At 63.3% G+C, this 13,262-nt stretch carries 14 protein-coding genes; 9 read left to right on the top strand and 5 right to left on the bottom strand.

Features of this window, described 5'->3' with window-relative positions:
* Positions 1-4: 4 nt before the first annotated feature.
* From rfaD to waaC, 3 genes are read left to right on the top strand one after another with little or no spacing between them, the layout of a single operon-like run.
* Complete coding sequence (gene rfaD, locus NKJ57_RS03360; protein ID WP_023691545.1) at positions 5-955, top strand: ADP-glyceromanno-heptose 6-epimerase; 951 nt, start codon at positions 5-7, stop codon at positions 953-955.
* Positions 928-1,935 carry a lipopolysaccharide heptosyltransferase II gene (gene waaF / locus NKJ57_RS03355; protein WP_023728207.1) on the top strand — a complete coding sequence of 336 codons (1,008 nt, stop codon included), beginning with the start codon at positions 928-930 and terminating at the stop codon, positions 1,933-1,935. Before rfaD ends, waaF begins: the two co-directional genes overlap by 28 nt.
* The gene (gene waaC / locus NKJ57_RS03350) at positions 1,932-2,906 is read left to right on the top strand and encodes a lipopolysaccharide heptosyltransferase I (protein ID WP_352510493.1); all 975 of its coding nucleotides are present in this window, start codon (positions 1,932-1,934) and stop codon (positions 2,904-2,906) included. Before waaF ends, waaC begins: the two co-directional genes overlap by 4 nt.
* 24 nt (positions 2,907-2,930) lie before the next feature.
* On the opposite strand, the gene greA is transcribed toward waaC, so the two are convergent.
* Together greA and NKJ57_RS03340 are read right to left on the bottom strand one after the other, a co-directional pair.
* Positions 2,931-3,404 (bottom strand): transcription elongation factor GreA, encoded by a 474-nt coding sequence (greA, locus tag NKJ57_RS03345; RefSeq protein ID WP_023671981.1) that lies wholly within the window; start codon positions 3,402-3,404, stop codon positions 2,931-2,933.
* A gap of 289 nt (positions 3,405-3,693) precedes the next feature.
* Positions 3,694-4,230, bottom strand: coding sequence for a tetratricopeptide repeat protein (locus NKJ57_RS03340; protein ID WP_023741092.1), 537 nt, complete (start codon positions 4,228-4,230; stop codon positions 3,694-3,696).
* A 229-nt stretch (positions 4,231-4,459) separates the two neighbouring features.
* Here NKJ57_RS03340 and NKJ57_RS03335 point away from each other — a divergent pair, with 229 nt between their 5' ends.
* The 3 genes from NKJ57_RS03335 (at position 4,460) to NKJ57_RS03325 (ending at position 7,081) form a co-directional block, all read left to right on the top strand.
* Positions 4,460-4,885 (top strand): DUF3775 domain-containing protein, encoded by a 426-nt coding sequence (locus NKJ57_RS03335; protein WP_023683751.1) that lies wholly within the window; start codon positions 4,460-4,462, stop codon positions 4,883-4,885.
* Between the two features lie 198 nt (positions 4,886-5,083).
* Complete coding sequence (locus NKJ57_RS03330; protein WP_352510573.1) at positions 5,084-6,160, top strand: extensin-like domain-containing protein; 1,077 nt, start codon at positions 5,084-5,086, stop codon at positions 6,158-6,160.
* A gap of 132 nt (positions 6,161-6,292) precedes the next feature.
* On the top strand, positions 6,293-7,081 hold the full coding sequence (locus NKJ57_RS03325; RefSeq protein WP_023683749.1) for an extensin-like domain-containing protein: 789 nt from the start codon (positions 6,293-6,295) through the stop codon (positions 7,079-7,081).
* Positions 7,082-7,101: 20 nt separating this feature from the next.
* On the opposite strand, the gene NKJ57_RS03320 is transcribed toward NKJ57_RS03325, so the two are convergent.
* Positions 7,102-7,821 carry a gamma-glutamylcyclotransferase gene (locus tag NKJ57_RS03320; RefSeq protein ID WP_023737837.1) on the bottom strand — a complete coding sequence of 240 codons (720 nt, stop codon included), beginning with the start codon at positions 7,819-7,821 and terminating at the stop codon, positions 7,102-7,104.
* Between the two features lie 111 nt (positions 7,822-7,932).
* Here NKJ57_RS03320 and NKJ57_RS03315 point away from each other — a divergent pair, with 111 nt between their 5' ends.
* Positions 7,933-8,640: an LssY C-terminal domain-containing protein gene (locus NKJ57_RS03315; RefSeq protein WP_023724930.1), complete on the top strand. Its 708-nt coding sequence runs from the start codon at positions 7,933-7,935 to the stop codon at positions 8,638-8,640.
* Between the two features lie 70 nt (positions 8,641-8,710).
* Positions 8,711-10,021, top strand: a complete 1,311-nt coding sequence (locus tag NKJ57_RS03310) for a hemolysin family protein (RefSeq protein WP_023705877.1) — start codon at positions 8,711-8,713, stop codon at positions 10,019-10,021.
* Positions 10,022-10,049: 28 nt separating this feature from the next.
* Here NKJ57_RS03310 and NKJ57_RS03305 read toward each other — a convergent pair whose 3' ends face one another.
* Positions 10,050-10,928 carry a DMT family transporter gene (locus tag NKJ57_RS03305; protein ID WP_023701605.1) on the bottom strand — a complete coding sequence of 293 codons (879 nt, stop codon included), beginning with the start codon at positions 10,926-10,928 and terminating at the stop codon, positions 10,050-10,052.
* A 258-nt stretch (positions 10,929-11,186) separates the two neighbouring features.
* Between NKJ57_RS03305 and NKJ57_RS03300 the strand changes: the two genes are divergently transcribed.
* The gene (locus NKJ57_RS03300; RefSeq protein ID WP_023701604.1) at positions 11,187-12,482 is read left to right on the top strand and encodes a glucoamylase family protein; all 1,296 of its coding nucleotides are present in this window, start codon (positions 11,187-11,189) and stop codon (positions 12,480-12,482) included.
* 165 nt (positions 12,483-12,647) lie between these two features.
* Here the strand turns inward: NKJ57_RS03300 and NKJ57_RS03295 are convergent, their stop codons facing one another.
* A complete protein-coding gene (locus NKJ57_RS03295) occupies positions 12,648-13,253 on the bottom strand; it encodes an NADPH-dependent FMN reductase (RefSeq protein WP_023671992.1) in 606 nt (201 codons plus the stop codon).
* Between the last annotated feature and the right edge of the window lie 9 nt (positions 13,254-13,262).

The following is a 13,262-nucleotide window of genomic DNA, read 5'->3' as shown; positions in this document are numbered from 1 at the left end:
CTTCATGATCATCGTCACGGGCGGGGCCGGCATGATCGGCTCCAACATCGTCGCCGCACTCAATGCCGAAGGCCATGATGACATCCTCGTCGTCGACGACCTCACCGACGGCCACAAGATCGCCAACCTGGCCGATTTGCAGATAGCCGACTATCTCGACAAGGACGAATTCTTGGCCACCTTGGAAGCCGGCGACCTAGGCCGAGTGGAGGCCGTCTTCCACCAGGGCGCCTGCTCGACCACCACGGAATGGAACGGCAAGTTCATGATGGACGTGAACTACGCCTTCTCAAAGCGGTTGCTGCATGGCTGTCTTTCGCTGCGCATACCGTTCCTCTATGCCTCCTCGGCTTCCGTCTACGGCGGCGGTTCGGAGTTTCGCGAGGACCCCGCACTTGAGCGGCCGCTCAACGTCTACGCCTATTCGAAGAAACTATTCGACGACTATGTCAGGCGCACCGTGTTCGACACCGATCATTCCCAGGTCGCCGGCCTGCGCTACTTCAACGTCTATGGCCCGCGCGAGGCGCACAAGGGCGCCATGGCCTCGGTCGCCTTCCATCTGTTCAACCAAGTCGGGCGCGGCGAAAACCCAAAGCTGTTCGGCGCCCATGACGGCTTCGGGCCTGGCGAACAGAGCCGCGACTTCATTCATGTCGGCGATGTCGCCGACGTCAATCTGTGGCTGTGGAAGCGCGGCTCGAGCGGCATCTTCAACTGCGGCACCGGCCGCGCCCAGCCGTTCCGCGCCATTGCCGAGACCGTGATCGATACGCTGGGCAAGGGGGAGATCGAGTTCATCGAATTCCCCGATCACCTCAAGGGCAGCTACCAGAGTTTTACCCAGGCTGATATGTCCCGCTTGCGCGCAGCCGGCTATAATGGGCAATTCCGCAGCGTGGAAACCGGCGTCAGAGACTATGTCGAATGGCTGAAAGCCCAACGATCCTCGTGATCGGCCCACGCTGGGTGGGCGATATGGTCATGGCTCAGTGCCTGTTCTCGGCGTTGAAGGAGCTCCATCCCAACGCCGCCATCGACGTGCTTGCCCCGGCCTGGGCGGCCCCGCTGGTCAAGCGCATGCCCGAGATTCGCCAGCAGATCGATTTCCCGCTGCAACCCGGCGCGCTCGAATTCATCATTCGCCGCCGCTTCGGCCGCCTGCTGCGCGGCCGCTACGACATGGCCTACGTCCTGCCGGGCAGTTGGAAATCGGCGCTGATCCCGTTCTTTGCCCGCATTCCGCGCCGTTTCGGCAATCTCCGGGAAATGCGCTACGGCCTGCTGACCGACATCGTGCCGCTGCCCGATGCCGTCAAACGGCGCACCGCGCAGGCCTATTTCGGTCTTGCCCAGGGTGGCCATTTCCGGGCGCCGCACCTGACCGTCGATGGCGGCAATCAGAAAGAGTTGCTCGCCCGCTTCGACCTGCAGCCGGGAAAATTCGTCGCCATGATGCCCGGCGCCGAATTCGGTCCGGCCAAACGCTGGCCTAGCGAAAGCTATGCCGGCCTCGCCGGAGAGATGATGGCGAAAGGATTCGAGGTCGCGTTGTTCGGCTCGAAGAACGATCGCGACGTCACCGCCGAGATCGCAGCACTCGCGCCCGGTGTCGTCGATCTGGCAGGAAAGACGCGGCTGGAGGACGCCATCGACCTGATCGCCGCGGCCAGGCTGGCGGTGTCCAACGACAGCGGGCTGATGCATGTCGCGGCCGCCGTCGGCACACCGGTCGTTGCCGTCTACGGTTCGACCTCGCCGGAAAACACGCCGCCGTTGGCTGAACAGCGCGAACTGATCTGGTTGCATCTGTCCTGTTCGCCCTGCCACCGGAAGATCTGCCCGCTCGGCCACCTCAACTGCCTGAAGACGCTGGACGTTGCCCAAGTGGCAGCGGCGGCGGACAGGTTGCTGGAACTCCCGGCCGCCGCATGAAGGTTTTGATCGTCAAGACCTCCTCGATGGGCGACGTCACCCACACCTTCCCCGCCGTCGAAGATGCACGCCGCAAGCGCCCCGATATCGCCTTCGACTGGTGCGTCGAAGAAGCCTTTGCCGCCATCGTCGCGCTGCATCCGGCGATAGCAAAGATCCATACCGTCGCCATCCGGCGCTGGCGCAAGCATCTGTTCAACGCCCGCACATGGCGGGAGGCGACAAGCTTGCGCCGCGCTCTGCAAGCAGGCGAGTACGACCTCGTCATCGATGCGCAGGGGCTGCTGAAATCGGCCCTGGTGGCGAAACAGGCAGCGGCACCAATCGCAGGTTTCGACCGCGCGAGCGCGCGGGAGCACTCGGCAACGTTGTTTTACCAGCGCAAATACGCCGTGCCGCGCAACCTGCACGCCATCGAACGCACGCGCCGGCTGTTCGGGCTGGCGCTCGGCTACGAGCCCGACCTTTCGACCCTGGCATCCGGGATTGTGCCGCCTCCGGGCCGCCTGGCCGGCATCGACGGCAAGACGGCCTTCCTGCTGCACGGCACCAGCCGCGAAGACAAGAAATGGCCCGCCGAAGACTGGATCGAAACCGCTCGCCTGCTGGTTGGTACCGGAATGACGCCGGTCACCACCTGGTCGAACGAGCGTGAGAAGGCGGTCGCCGAGGCAATCGCGAAAGCCGTGCCGTCAACGATCGTGGTGCCGAGATCGCCGCTGGCAGACATTGCCGCGATCCTTGGCCGCTCGACGCTGGTTATCGGCGCCGACACCGGTCTGACCCACCTCGCCAGCGCCTTCGGCCTGCCGACGGTCGCGGTGTTCCTGGCGACCGAGCCGGGTTTGACCGGCCCGCGCGGGCAATATGCCTCAACGCTGCTGGCCGCATCGGGAGAGCACCTAACGCCGGCGAAGGTGGTGGCGGAAGCTGAGAAGCAGCTGGCGCTCAAATCACGAGCACCAGCCTAGAGCCTTTCAGAAGGATCTGAGGTGCTAGATGAACTGCACCTGGACGATCTCGTAACCCCTGGCGCCGCCAGGGGCGTTGACCTCGATGGCGTCGCCGACTTCCTTGCCGATCAGCGCGCGCGCGATCGGCGAGGAGATCGAAATACGGCCCGATTTCACATCCGCTTCCTGGTCGCCGACAATCTGGTAGGTCTTCTTTTCCTCGGTGTCCTCGTCGACCAGCACCACCGTGGCGCCGAACTTGACCTTGTCGCCGCTAAGCTTGGTGACGTCGATCACCTCGGCCCGAGCAATATAGTCTTCCAGTTCGTTGACACGGCCCTCATTGAGGCTCTGCGCCTCTTTGGCGGCATGATATTCGGCATTTTCGGACAGGTCGCCATGCGAGCGCGCTTCGGAGATCGCCTCGATGATGCGCGGCCGCTCCTCCTGCTGGCGCCAGCGCAGTTCTTCCTTCAATGACGCGAACCCCTCGCCTGTCATCGGGACCTTGTTCATGATGCCTGACCTTTCCTGCCGCCACCCCCGCATTTCGGGGAAAGCCTTGTCGATGGGTATAAAAAGAAAACGGGTCCGGCAGCCTCGGGCTAACGGAACCGTTTCACCGCAGTTTTCCCCAATATAGCGATCCTCGCGCGTTTTTCACGCTGAAAAAGCAGGCTTTTTGAAAAATCATGAGCCGATTGTCCAATTGTCGTTACGGCACGTGCAGCGTGTTGCAGTTGCGACAACCAAAAAACCGACTGCGATTGCTCGCAGCCGGCCCAGAGAAGCCGTTGGGGTTGGGTCAGCTTCTCATGAAATGGTAGATCTGTTCGGCCAGCATGCCGTATTCGCGGGAACCTTTGCCGGTCCGCTTCTCGATCTCGGCCAGCTGCGCCTGGGCGCCGGCCAGATCGCCGATCTGCAGATGGGCCTCGCCGAGATATTCGCGCACCAGCGTGTAATCCGGGTTGATGCGGAGCGCTTCCTCGTAATAGCCGAGGCCGACGGTGACACGGCCGGAATGGCGATGCGAATAGCCGAGATAGTTGAGGATGCGTGGATCCTGCTTGTTGGCGGCAAGGCTGAGCACGGCGATCGCCTCATCATAACGCCCGGCCATGGCCAGGTCGTGACCAGCATCGTAGATGTTGTCGTCGTCCAGCATGCCGTACTTCGGCGCGACGCATTTCTGCTTTTTCTTGTCCCAGACCTGCCCCTTCTTGCACTGGGTGGTGGTCTCGGTACCACCGCCACCGCCGCCGGCCGCAAACACCGGAACCGCAAAGAACTGCAGCGCCACAAGCGCCGCAGCCGCCTGGATCAACACTCTTTTATGCATCGAAGCCTCCTTGAGGGATAATGACGATCTTGAGGGAAAATGACGATAATGAAAAGCTAACGCCGGGATGCAGACTTTTCATCCCGGAAACCCGCAGCCGCCGAAACTATTTGTGCGGCCGTGCCTAACCTGAATTCGGTCAAAGGCGGGAGCCAGGGATCAGAACATGACGTGACGCGCGCTGCAAATCCGCTATCATTCGGGAAATGATCAGCGGGGGTGCCCGAGAGTGCAACAGCGCCGTGAGCGGGAATGGGAGCTATCGATCGGCCCGGACACCGTGCGCCTGTTCATTCTCAAGGCAAAGGGACTGAGTGCTGCCGTCAACGAAGACTATGCCGACGGTGCCGAGCATGAGGTCGAGCTCGATGGTGAATCACATGCCAATCACCACCATGACGGTCTGGCGGAGGAAAGCGCGGAAGACCTCACCGAGGAAGAGCTGCGCGAGCTGATCAACGACCTCAACGTCGACGAAGCGGCCGAGTTGATCGCGCTGGCCTGGGTCGGCCGCGGCGACTATGACGCAGCGGAATGGTCCGATGCGGTTGCCGCTGCGCGCGACCGCGCCAACAAGCGCACGGCGAAATACCTGCTCGGCATGCCGCTTTTGGCCGACTGGCTGGAAGAAGGGCTGGAAGCGATTGGCGCGTAACGACGTCGTTACCGTTCGTGATGGGCCGCAGGCAACCTCCGGGCGCTCGCGCCGTTGAGGACGATGGGGCCTGTTGTACTTTCCCGAACATGCAGGGTTGCACTGGTCATGGTCGTCACGGCTCTGCTGCTGACGCCCCTGCTGACGCAAGCCGACGCCAAACAGCGCAAGAAGCATTACACGCCGCTGTCACAGCGGTTGGAGCAGCTGTTTTCACCGCGGGTCGACTCGCATCCTAAGCCGCGCAGCAAACACCGCCAGAAGCCCAGGCCACAGCGGCACATCACGCCAAAGCAGGTGGAACAAAAGACCCCGGATAAAGAGCCCTCGCCCGCCGATGTTCCGGTGCAGCCCTCGCGCGTTGTCCCGCTGCCCGAGGCGCGTCCTTCAGAGGCGCCGAAGACCGGCGCGGCACCGATCGAAAAGCAAAAGGCCGAAGGTCCGAACCCCCTTGGCGCGCCCAACCGGTCCAATGACGATCGATTCAACGAAGAAAAGTCCCGTTTGAAAAAGCAGGCGCGGCCCGGACCGTCAGCCCCGAAGCCGTCGACCGATAAGCAAAGCGAGCCCGAGCCGCCGGCCGCGGTGCCGATTCCGACACAAAAGCCAGACACTTCGGAACCTGAAGCTCAGCCGCTGGCCGTTGCTCCGCAACCACCTGAAAAACCCGATGCCGGCGACAAGAAGATGCTGCCCGATGCGCGCTCGGCCGATGTGCCCGATGCAAAAATGCCGGCGGCGGAAGTCGCCTGTCGCGAGCGGCTGACGGCCCTTGGTGTCGAATTCGAGGAGCATAAGGCGGAAAGCAATCCCGACATCGGCTGCTCGATCCCCTATCCCCTGGTGCTGAAGTCGCTCGGAAAATCCATCGCCATCGGCCCCGCGACCGAACTCAACTGCCCAATGGCCGAGGCTGCAGCCCGCTTTGCCGCCGAAATCATACAGCCGGCGGCGAAAGCCGAGTTCGGAGCTGACCTGAAATCGATTAACCAGGCATCGGCCTTTGTCTGCCGGCCGCGCAACGGCACGCGCCATCTGTCGGAACATGCCTTCGGCAACGCGCTCGATATTGCCAGCTTCACGTTGTCGGATGGCAGAAAGGTCGAAGTCGGTCCAACGCCGCCCGAGAAGGACGGCAAATTCCTCAATGCGGTGCGCAAGGCCGCCTGCGGACCGTTCAAGACCGTGCTTGGGCCGGGCGCGGACCCGGACCATTCCCTGCATTTCCATCTCGATCTCGAACCGCGCCGGAATGGTGGCACTTTCTGCCAGTAATGGCCCTCCAGTGATCGTCATGCCGGTGATGGTCTGGCTGCCGCATTTCGGCCGCAGGCATGAACGTGGACGCTGAGTTTTCCTTTACCCTTGATCGTTAAAATCCCATCGATCAAGGACAGGATTCCGCCCATGGCCGCAATATTTCGCGCCGCCGCGAAGGCAAAAAGCGCAGCGATACTGGCCACCGGTCTTGCGCTGGCCGCCGTTTCGGCTTGCAACACTGGCAGCGTGCTGTCGCTGCAGCCGGCCGTCGATGTCGGCTCGCAGACCGCGGCCGTGCCGCAATATGAAGGCATGCAGAAGCTCGTCCCGTCCAATCCCTATATGACTGCCGCCTATCCGCGCATGGACGAGCCGATGTCGGAGCCGCAGCAGATGCCGGCCAGCGAAACCGATTGCCGTGGCGAGCTGAAGCGCCTTCGCGTCGTCTACACCGATGTCCAGCCGATCCATGAGGGACAGTGCGGCATAGACTGGCCGGTCAAGGTCTCCGCCATCGGCGGCATCCAGATGAAGCCCGCCGCGACATTGACCTGCGACATGGCCGCAAGTTTCGCCGCCTGGACCAGCAACGAACTGGTTCCTTCCGCCCGCTGGCGCTATTTCTCGGGCGTCAAGACCATCCACCAGGGCTCAAGCTATTCCTGCCGCAACATCGCCGGCGAAGGAGTCCTGTCCGAGCACGGCAAGGGAAACGCCCTCGACGTCATGAGCATCGAGCTCAACAACGGCGACGACATCGACGTGCGCAAGCCCGGCCTGTTTGCCTTCCGCACCCGCGGTTTCCTCAACAATGTGCGCGCCGACGGCTGCCAGTATTTCACCACCGTGCTCGGTCCCGGCTACAATTACGATCACCGCAACCATTTCCATTTCGACATCAAGAACCGCAAAAGCGGCTACCGCGCCTGCCGCTAAGGCGTTTCACCGTTCAGAAATCAGTCGGGATTGGCGTTCCCGGTGGAAGCGATGATTTGCTCGGCCACCAGATCCTGGATGCGCCAAAGGTTCCTGTCGCGGATACCGCTCTCTTCCAACTTGCTGACGGTTCGGAACAGGTATTGAGCCGACGAGCCCCAATGCCCGGCAGCCCGCGCCAGCGTGTCGGCAACCTGCTCCAATGGCAGCCGGCCCGCATAGGCCCTGCCGTCTGGCGCGGCGACGAAAGCCAAGGCCCGCAACGGCCCATCCTTGGTCTTGACCTTGATCCAGCATGGCACGTTGGTCGGCGGGTTGGCATCGATCTCGCGGCGCATCAACTGGCCAAGTTGCCCGACATGGTCTTCCGCGGGCAGCCGATAGACGATGCCGTTGCAGCTGCCGCCTCGATCGAGCGCCAGCATCAGCGCCGGCAAATCACGGGTTCCGCGCCAACGGGTCAGCGTCAGGCAGAACGAGCGGTGCCATCCTGGCGCCGTGGCCGGGCGCTGCTCGACATGGGCGAATTCGGGGTTCCAGATCAGCGACCCGTAGGCAAAGACCCATAGCGCTTCAGGCCGATGCTCCGACAGAAGTTGCTCGACAAGACTATCGAACTCCGCGTCTGTATGCTCGGTTGTTCCGGGCTCGGGACCCGGATCCGGTTCGACACGCTCGACCCTTGCGACAAGGTCCGCGGTCAATGCCATCGAGCTGCGACCCACCGGCTTCTTATCCATTGCTGCTCACCCCCGCAAAAACGATGGCCGACGATAGAACGGCTGCTCGCCGCTGGCCATTGATTTCCAGGGTCCGTCAGGCACAGATACCGCACGGATCGAGCCGCTTTCATGAGCCGACGAAGCCTGCAACGACGCGCATTGACCTGGCTCGCCGCTCTTCTGGCGGTCTGGCTGGCCCTCGCCTATGTCGCTGCGCCGGAATTCTGGACGGTTCGCGACCGCGGCTTTCGCACGCAGACTTTCGAGATGGTGACACACACGCCGCAAGGCATTCCGGGCGACCCGATCAATATCGGCCTTGTCGGTACCGAAAAAGAGATGATCCATGCCTTCGCCATGGCCGGATGGGATACGGCCGATGGCGTGACGCTAAAGACCGCGATCGAAATCGGTGAGAGCGTGCTGTTCGATCATCCCTATCCTGACGCCCCGGTCAGCCGGCTGCTGTTCGAAGGCCGCGCCCAGGATCTCGCCTTCGAAAAGCCGGTCGGCGGCAGCGCCGACCGGCGCCATCATGTCCGCTTCTGGCGCAGCGATGCGACCGGCGACGACGGCCGAACGCTCTGGATGGGCTCGGCCAGCTTCGACCGCGGCGTTGGTCTCAGCCACGATACCGGCGCCATCACCCACCATATCGCCCCTGACATCGACGCCGAGCGCGATCTCGTGATCCACGACCTGTCGGCGGCCGGCATGGTGATCTCGGTGAGCGACATCCCGGGCATCGGCGCCACCAGGACCGGACGCAACGGCGGCGGCGATCCCTATTTCACCGACGGCAAGGCTGTTGTCGGGGTGCTCAGGCAATTCCCCTGAACCACTGTCATTTTCCAAAAATCATCGCGGACTATTTTCCTGCGGCCCGCCGCAATGCTATTGAGCCCTGATGCTATACGTCGAAATCGCCACCGTGGTCGTCCTCATCTGTGTGAACGGCCTTCTGTCGATGTCCGAGCTCGCCATCGTGTCGTCGCGCCCGGCGCGGCTCAAGGCGATGATCGACCGCGGCGTCAATGGCGCCGGGCGTGCGCTGACGCTCGGCTCCAATCCCGGCAAATTCCTGTCGTCGGTGCAGATCGGCATCACTCTGGTCGGCGTGCTGTCGGGCGCCTTCTCCGGCGCCACGCTGGGCGACAGGCTTTCGGTGTACCTGGCCTCGACCGGCATGCGCGAAAACATCGCCGACCCGCTCGGCGTCGGGATCGTCGTCGCCATCATCACCTATTTCTCGCTGATCGTCGGCGAGCTGGTGCCCAAGCAGATCGCGCTGCGCGATCCCGAGCGCGTTGCCGCCCGCGCGGCGCCTGCGATGACCATCCTAGCCACCGTCTCCGCGCCGCTGGTGTTCCTGCTCGACATTTCCGGCCGCGCCATATTGTGGCTGCTTGGCCAGCGCGGCGAGAGCGAGGAGAAGGTCACCGACGAAGAGATCAAGATGCTGGTCGCCGAGGCCGAGCATCACGGCACCATCGAATCCGACGAGCGGCGCATGATCGCCGGCGTCATGCGGCTCGGCGATCGCGCCGTGCGCGCCGTGATGACGCCGCGCACCGAGGTCGACTGGATCAATTTGCAGTCCGATGAGGGCGCCATCCGCAAGCTCTTGATGGAGACCCAGCATTCGCGCCTCCCGGCCGGCGATGGCGGCGTCGACGTCATGGTTGGCGTTGTTCAGACGCGCGACGTGCTGGCCGCCCTGCTCGCCGGCCGCGCACTCGATCCGCGCAAGCATGTGCGCGCCGCCCCCATCGTCTACGACCAGGCCGACGCGCTGGATGTGCTGCAGAAGCTGAAGGAATCCGACGTGCCGATGGCGCTGGTGCATGACGAATACGGCCATTTCGAAGGGATCGTCACGCCTGCCGACATTCTCGAGGCCATCACCGGCGTCTTCCGCGCCGACCTTGATGCCGGCGACGAGGAAAACGCCGTCAAGCGCGAGGACGGCTCATGGCTGCTCGCGGGATACATGCAAGCCGACGAGATGGCTGACGTTCTCGGTATCGACCTGCCGGAAAATCGCGATTACGAGACCGTCGCCGGTTATGTGCTGTCGCACATGCACCATCTGCCGGCGACCGGCGAATGCGTCGACGCGCAAGGCTGGCGTTTCGAGGTCGTCGACCTCGACGGCCGCCGCATCGACAAGCTGATCGCCACCCGGCTGCCCAGCGGCCATCGCGAAGTGGTGCGTTGACGCTCTGCCGTCAAAGCGAATAGCGCGCTCAGACCGCGGCTTCGATCGGTTCGGCAAGCTTCGGATTGGAGCGCGAGGCGATCAGGCAACTGGCCACGATCAGGGCCGCTCCAGCCAGCGTGGTCCAGGTCGCCGCCTCGTCGAAGAACAGCCAGCCAAACACGATCGCCCAGATGAAGGCAGAATACTCCGTCGGGATCAGATATTGCGCTTCGGCCCGCGCGTACGACCAGCTCATCAGGAACTGGCCGGAGAGCGACAGCGCCGTCACCCCGGCCAGCGGAAGCCAGAGATTGCCCGGCAGGGCAACCGCGAGCCAGGGAGCGGCGGGGAGAAGGACGGCGGCAACGCACAGGTTCTGGAACAGCATGATCTCGACTGGCTTGGCCACCAGCGCCTGCCGCCGCGAGAGGATCAGATTGTAGGCGTAGAACACCGTCGATGCGAGCACCGCCACCGTGCCAAGCAGGGCATCCCCGGTATAATTCCCTTGCCCGAACTGTCCGGCCATGATGATGACGACGCCGGCGATGCCCGCCAGCGACGCCCAGATCGCCTGGCGCTGTATGCGTTCGCCCAAAAGCAGCGCCGCCAGCAGGAGAGCGAACAGCGGCGCGACGAAACTAAGCCCGATCCCATCCGCTAGCGGCAATCTGGCAAGGCCCCAGAAGAACGACAGCAGAACGATGCCCACGATCACGGCACGCAGCGCGTGTAGCCGCAGCACGGAAGGCGTGGGAAGGGAACGCGGCCCCGCCGCCCAGGCCGTGCCCGCGACCACGCTCGCAAGCATGCTTCGCCACAGCACCGTGTTGTAGACACCGACGGCGATGACCAGGATTTTCATCGCCGCATCCATGGCGGACAGAAGGAAGATCGCAAGTGCACAGACCAGCACCGGGGTCATGGGGGAAACGACGCCTGACGGGCTGGGTAACTTCACGGGGCATGCTCATGTGATGGATCGCAGCCGGATATATCAGGGGAGGACGGCCAGGCCAGATGGCAGGGCCGTGCATATGGCGGTCCAACCGATCTTCGCAGCCCCTCGATTTGAATTCGGTGCGTCGGCAGCGCCTTTCGCTATCGGCCCCAGCCTGCCCTCACCCATGATTGATCCGCTGGACGAATGGCAAAAGCAGCCAAAGCCTCTATATCGATTGTCATGGATGCATCGAACGAACACGCGCTAAACGACGAGCTTCTCCAAGATATCCAGCGCCTGTCCTTCGAGTATTTTCTCAACGAGGCCAACCCTGCCAACGGCCTAGTCGCCGACCGCAACACGCAGGCGTCGCCTGCCAGCATAGCCGCCGTCGGGCTCGCTTTGTCGTCCTATCCCGTCGGTGTCGAGCGCGGTTTCATGACGCGCGATGCCGCAATCGAGCGGACGCTCGCCACGCTTCGCTTCTTCTGGAACGCCCCGCACGGGCCGGAGCCCGATGCCACCGGCTACAAAGGTTTCTACTATCATTTCCTCGACATGAAGACCGGCCGCCGCGTCTGGAATTGCGAACTGTCCACGATCGATACCGCCCTTTTGCTTGCCGGTGTTCTGGCCGCCGGCGCTTATTTCGACGAGGACGATGAGCTCGAACTGGAAATCCGCCAGCTTGCCGATGCGCTCTACCGCCGTGCCGACTGGCGCTGGGCGCAGAACGGCGGCGCCACCGTCACCCATGGCTGGCGGCCTGGAAAAGGCTTTCTCCGCTACCGCTGGGAAGGATTTGACGAGGCGCTGATCCTGTACGTCCTGGGTCTCGGTTCGCCGACCCACTCGCTAACTCCCGAGAGCTACGCGGCCTGGCTGTCCACTTACAAATGGAAGACCATCTACGGCCGCGAGATGGTCTATGCCGGCCCGCTTTTCATCCACCAGTTCTCGCATATCTGGATCGATTTTCGCGACATCCGCGATGCCTTCATGCGCGATCACGACCGGGACTATTTCGAAAACAGCCGCCAGGCGACGTATCTGCAGCGCGATTACGCAATCCGCAATCCGAGGGGGTTCGCGGGCTATGGCGAGAATTGCTGGGGCGTCACCGCCAGCGACGGCCCAGGTCCGATCGCGCGGCGAGCCGATGGACGCCGCTTCTTCGGTTATCTCGCCCGCGGCGCACCGTTTGGCCCCGATGACGGCACGCTGTCGCCATGGGCGGCAATCGCCTCCTTGCCTTTTGCGCCGGAAATCGTGCTGCCGGCGCTGCGCCATTTCCACGAGATGGACCTGCGCGACGGCAACCCTTACGGCTTCACCGCGAGCTTCAACCCGACGATCGCTGCCGACGACGGCCGCGCCTGCGGTTGGGTATCGCCGGACCATGTCGGCATCAACCAGGGGCCGATCGCCCTGATGATCGAGAACTACCGGTCCGACTTCCTGTGGCGATTGATGCGCCGCGTGCCGGCCATCACCACAGGACTGCGCCGGGCCGGGTTTTCCGGCGGTTGGCTGTGACAGGCGGCGATCCTTCGCGCGGGATCGTCAAGGCATCAGCGCGACCTTGCCGGTCCGACTCCACCATCCGGCCAAGGGAGCCGAGAGCGCCTCTTCACGTGAATGAAAAAGGGCGGCGCAAACGCCGCCCTTTGGAAAAATCATCGGTCCTTGGGAGGATAAGGCTCAGGCCGCCTGGGCTTCGCCGGCAATCGCGTCGGCCTGACGCGCTGCCTTGAGCACGCGGGCCCACCAGGCAACGTCGTTGACCAGCGCCGTGGCAGCCTGGTTCAGATGCTCGATCTCCTCGAGCTTCTTCTCGCCCTGGCGCACCGCCAGGAAATCGCTCCAGGCAATGTGAACGGCGGATTTGACCGGCGCCATCTGCAATTCGACCGCGGCAAGACGCAAATGTTCGACAGCGCGCGAGCCGCCGACGCTGCCATAGCCGACGAAACCGGCCGGCTTCTTGTTCCATTCATTGGCGGCGTAATCGATGGCGTTCTTCAGCACGGCCGTCGGGCCATGGTTGTATTCGGCGGCGGTGAAGATGAAGCCGTCGAATTCGGCGACCTTCTTTTGCCAGCGCTGGGCAACTTCGTTCTGCGACGGCGCCCAGGCGGACGAGGCGACCTCGTCGAAGAAGGGCAGCGGCCAGTCGCGCAGGTCGACGGTCTCGACGTCGATGTCGGCATGGGATTTCGCGATCTTGGCGATCCACTGGGCGGGCACATCGGCGAAACGCGCGGCGCGTGTCGAACCGACGACGATGGCGATTTTGGGCTTGGACATGGGGCTCTC

The organism is Mesorhizobium sp. M0077, assembly GCF_040322955.1.
Classification (GTDB): domain Bacteria; phylum Pseudomonadota; class Alphaproteobacteria; order Rhizobiales; family Rhizobiaceae; genus Mesorhizobium.
Note: the sequence above shows the minus strand (reverse complement) of the source record. Positions and strands in the feature narration are given on the sequence as shown.

Bases quoted from the DNA above. Each gene is read 5' to 3' on its own strand.
- waaC (WP_352510493.1), top strand. From the start codon at position 1,932: ATGAAGGTTTTGATCGTCAAGACCTCCTCGATGGGCGACGTCACCCAC.
- NKJ57_RS03300 (WP_023701604.1), top strand. From the start codon at position 11,187: ATGGATGCATCGAACGAACACGCGCTAAACGACGAGCTTCTCCAAGAT.
- NKJ57_RS03310 (WP_023705877.1), top strand. From the start codon at position 8,711: ATGCTATACGTCGAAATCGCCACCGTGGTCGTCCTCATCTGTGTGAAC.
- NKJ57_RS03295 (WP_023671992.1), bottom strand. From the start codon at position 13,253: ATGTCCAAGCCCAAAATCGCCATCGTCGTCGGTTCGACACGCGCCGCG.
- NKJ57_RS03305 (WP_023701605.1), bottom strand. From the start codon at position 10,928: ATGACCCCGGTGCTGGTCTGTGCACTTGCGATCTTCCTTCTGTCCGCC.
- waaF (WP_023728207.1), top strand. From the start codon at position 928: ATGGCTGAAAGCCCAACGATCCTCGTGATCGGCCCACGCTGGGTGGGC.
- NKJ57_RS03315 (WP_023724930.1), top strand. From the start codon at position 7,933: ATGAGCCGACGAAGCCTGCAACGACGCGCATTGACCTGGCTCGCCGCT.
- greA (WP_023671981.1), bottom strand. From the start codon at position 3,404: ATGAACAAGGTCCCGATGACAGGCGAGGGGTTCGCGTCATTGAAGGAA.
- NKJ57_RS03320 (WP_023737837.1), bottom strand. From the start codon at position 7,821: ATGGATAAGAAGCCGGTGGGTCGCAGCTCGATGGCATTGACCGCGGAC.
- rfaD (WP_023691545.1), top strand. From the start codon at position 5: ATGATCATCGTCACGGGCGGGGCCGGCATGATCGGCTCCAACATCGTC.
- NKJ57_RS03340 (WP_023741092.1), bottom strand. From the start codon at position 4,230: ATGCATAAAAGAGTGTTGATCCAGGCGGCTGCGGCGCTTGTGGCGCTG.
- NKJ57_RS03325 (WP_023683749.1), top strand. From the start codon at position 6,293: ATGGCCGCAATATTTCGCGCCGCCGCGAAGGCAAAAAGCGCAGCGATA.